This is a genomic window from Acinetobacter lactucae (assembly GCF_013344765.1).
GTDB lineage: Bacteria > Pseudomonadota > Gammaproteobacteria > Pseudomonadales > Moraxellaceae > Acinetobacter > Acinetobacter lactucae_A.
The window spans coordinates 1-3489 of sequence record NZ_JABVBF010000242.1; the positions used below are offsets into that span (position 1 = coordinate 1).

Annotated in this window: 4 protein-coding genes; 2 read left to right on the forward strand and 2 right to left on the reverse strand. The window is 35.1% G+C overall.

Annotation, left to right across the window (positions count from 1 at the left end; all coding sequences use genetic code 11):
- Window positions 1-622 precede the first annotated feature (622 nt).
- On the forward strand, window positions 623-1192 hold the full coding sequence (locus HUN22_RS16105) for a TetR/AcrR family transcriptional regulator (RefSeq protein ID WP_174731461.1): 570 nt from the start codon (window positions 623-625) through the stop codon (window positions 1190-1192).
- Window positions 1193-1279: 87 nt separating this feature from the next.
- Here the strand turns inward: HUN22_RS16105 and rarD are convergent, their stop codons facing one another.
- Window positions 1280-2179 (reverse strand): EamA family transporter RarD, encoded by a 900-nt coding sequence (gene rarD / locus HUN22_RS16110; protein ID WP_174731464.1) that lies wholly within the window; start codon window positions 2177-2179, stop codon window positions 1280-1282.
- Between the two features lie 109 nt (window positions 2180-2288).
- On the opposite strand from rarD, the gene HUN22_RS16115 reads away from it, so the two are divergent.
- Complete coding sequence (locus HUN22_RS16115; RefSeq protein ID WP_031947869.1) at window positions 2289-2759, forward strand: Lrp/AsnC family transcriptional regulator; 471 nt, start codon at window positions 2289-2291, stop codon at window positions 2757-2759.
- 207 nt (window positions 2760-2966) lie between these two features.
- Here the strand turns inward: HUN22_RS16115 and HUN22_RS16120 are convergent, their stop codons facing one another.
- Window positions 2967-3404 carry a DUF2147 domain-containing protein gene (locus tag HUN22_RS16120; protein WP_174731466.1) on the reverse strand — a complete coding sequence of 146 codons (438 nt, stop codon included), beginning with the start codon at window positions 3402-3404 and terminating at the stop codon, window positions 2967-2969.
- Window positions 3405-3489 lie beyond the last annotated feature (85 nt).

Sequence of the window (3489 nt, forward strand, 5' to 3'; positions counted from 1 at the left end):
TAATGATATTGCAAATGTGGCACCATATCAGACAAAGAAAATTCCTGTTTTATAAATTAATTTTAAACAATAAAAAGCTAATTATTTATCCTTACTTTTTAATGATCTAATTTAAAACAAATGTCATTTTGTGTGCTTGACTGCAATAAATGTGAAGCTTATCCTTTGCCTGCTGGCCACATTGCCAGTCGGTCGTCGCGGACCGTCCCTTAAGGGCATTAAAGGTTTTTAAACTTTTAGTGTGTACACCCTCGTGCCCCCTCTATGGCGGAACGGAGGGGGACACCTTTGGGTGTGCTGGAGTCTTAAGGCCAGTCCGCGAACCCCCTTCGTTCTGCCACCATAATTTTAATGTCTGGCAGAACTCCCCATAAAAAGGAGTTGGCTTTGCGCATTCATCGTTTCTTGGCAGTCTTTGCCAAAAGCTATAACGACACAACTTAATTGATTAAAGCAGCTTGATCGCCCTAAGGTTTTTCAGGCTTAAAGTCTTTTCTATTTAAAACTGAGCAACAACAAAACTTGAGATGTGCCAAGCACAGTCTTTACGGCTTTGCTATGCCTTTTTTCTCCCAAAAAAGTATTTCATTTAGAAATAACAAGAATTTATAACGGTAAAATGATGCCAAATTTAGTTCTCTCAACACGTGCCATAAAAGTCATCAATAAGTCGATTGATCTGTTTCACTATCACGGATTCCATACCGTGGGAATCGACAGAATTGTGAAAGAATCTCAGATTCCAAAAGCGACTTTTTATAACTACTTTCACTCGAAAGAGCGGTTTATTGAAATCTGTTTGATTGTGCAAAAAGAGCGCTTAAAAGAAAAAGTGGTTTCAATTGCTGAGGAGGTCAGCTACACCAATGTAAAGGATAAACTCAACAAACTTTATTTCTTACATAGCGATGTAGAGGGACTTTACTATCTATTATTTAAAGCCATTTTTGAAACAAAACGCACTTATCCAAAAGCCTATCAAATCGCAGTAAGATATAGAACGTGGCTCATTAATGAAATCTATAGCCAACTTATAAAACTAAAAACCGATGCGACTTTTCAGGATGCCAAACTATTTTTATATATGATTGAAGGTGCCATTATTCAGCTTTTAAGCTCGGATCAGACAGATGAGCGGGAAAGGGTGTTGGATTGTTTTTTATCAACTATGAGTGTGAATACCTATCTCTAATATCTGAGTAGTTGAGCAATATCTTGCACGATTAATTGCAACCATTTTAGGTCCATTCATCGTGCGTATTGGATATTGGTTCGAAAGTTAAGCATACGTATGTTTCTTTATGCTATTTACTCCTTCAATGACAAGAGTACAAACCGCTAACCATATTGCAATATAAGTTGGCCATTCATTAATTTTAATGGTTTCACCAAGTAATATAGATACAGCCAATAATAATATTGGTTCAACATACACAAGAAGCCCAAAAAGAGTCAAATTTAGATGCGGTGCTGAAAGAGATTGAAAGCCTAAAGCAAGTGCACTGATCAAACCAAGACCTGAAATTAACCAAATGATATTAGGGTTGCTTATCAATTCATCTGAACCAATATTTCCGTTAAAAATAAAGAATAGACTAATAGGTAGACTTAGGATCATATCAAACCAAAGCCCTCCAATATGATTAGTATTAGTCTTTTGTCTTAACCAAAAATAAATCGGGTAACCTAAACAAATAAGTAAAGTTGGCCATGTCAGTGTTTTTGATATCACCAACATGTTAATGATTCCAAGTATGGCAAAAATACAGGATATTTTTTGCAATCTCGACATTCTTTCTTTAAATGCGATTCGTCCTACAATTACCATAATGATGGGCATTAAAAAATATCCAAGCGATACATCAAGGCCGTAACCATTGGTAGGAGCCCACATGAATAGCCAAAGTTGTAGTCCGATAAGAAAAGCAGAAAATATACGAGTTAAAAAGAAAAAACGGTCTAGAAATATACGCGTGTATATATCACGCACTTGTTGCCAATTGCCTTTCAAAATAATGAAAAGAGTTAAACACGGAAAAGTCAGCAATATACGCCAACCATACATTTCGTTGCCCTGTAATGAGTGGAGTAAAGATGTATAGGCAAACATTAGAGCAAATAGGATAGAGCCAATTACATTGAAGGTTATACCAAGAGCGGTATTCGATTGAGTATGCATAGATATTTACTAGCAGAGTCTTTTAATTGATATTTTATTTCAGGTTGATTGATAATTAGGCTCTTATTTCTTAAGATAAGTGAGAAAATTTCTCACCGCATGGTTTGTGATGACATTAGATAAATTTGATTTCGCTTTGCTTGAACTTCTTCAAAAAGATTGCCATATCCCATTACGAGAATTAGCAGATGCTATTCATTTATCTACTGCTTCAGTACAGCGTCGAATCCAAAAGTTACGTGAAAATGGCTATATTATTGGAAATATTGCTGTTTTAGATCCTGATAAATTAAATCAAGTAATTACAATTCTGGTCGAGATTCGAGTAAATAAAACTCATGCAACCGACCTCGATGAGCTCAAAAAAAGCTTCTCTGGGCCAGAAATTCAGCAATGTTATTATGTCACTGGTGAGGCAGACTTCATGTTGGTGCTATTAGTACCAAGTATGAGTCGTTTTCAAAAGATTTGTGATGAGCTATTTCACAATAATTCTAATGTAGAGTGGTTCAAGACAACTGTTGTACTAGATCGAGTAAAAGTTACGTTAGAAGTTCCAGAAATAGATAAAAAGTTATAATTGGCATTTCTGAAGTCGCTTTAGATTATGGTTTTACTCATTTTAGCCATGCTCTCAAAAAAGCTTTTGGCGTAACACCTCGAGAAGATTTTAAAAAGTCTTAAGAATATTTAGAAGATTCGGAAAAAATTACATGGTTCTTGAAATAAATGATGACTTCAAAAACCATGCAATTTGATAAATAGTGGCTTTAAAAATACGGAAAATTTATTTAACTCTATACCATGTTTGGTTTCGACCAATTGCAGAAATACCAATGTATCCACGTGCGGTAAGTTTTTCACCACTTGGTGAGACTATTACGCTAAAGCGATAGGTCTTATCTGATTGAGGGTCGAGAATAGATCCCTTGTCATATTTATTTTGACCTACACTTTTTAGATTTTTGACGATGGTTAAACCAATTAGAGATTTATTTTTGTAGGTACCTTCGCACATCGTACATTTATTGGCTTCATTGGGAACGAGTATTTTTTCAATATTCGCTGATAAGTTCCCATTCTTATCTTCGCTAAACCTTACCAGCGCTCTCGGTTGATTCGTTGCATCATCAATTGTTTTCCAAACACTGCCGTGTAGTTTGTCCGAAGCGAATGAATGAATCGAATAAAAACTAAGTAAAAGTAGTAATAAATGTTTTTTCATATCAAGAGTTTCTCTAATTAAAAACTGGTGATTTTAATCGCCAGAATGATTCATTTTAAATTTAACTTCACAGTCTTCTTAGTAT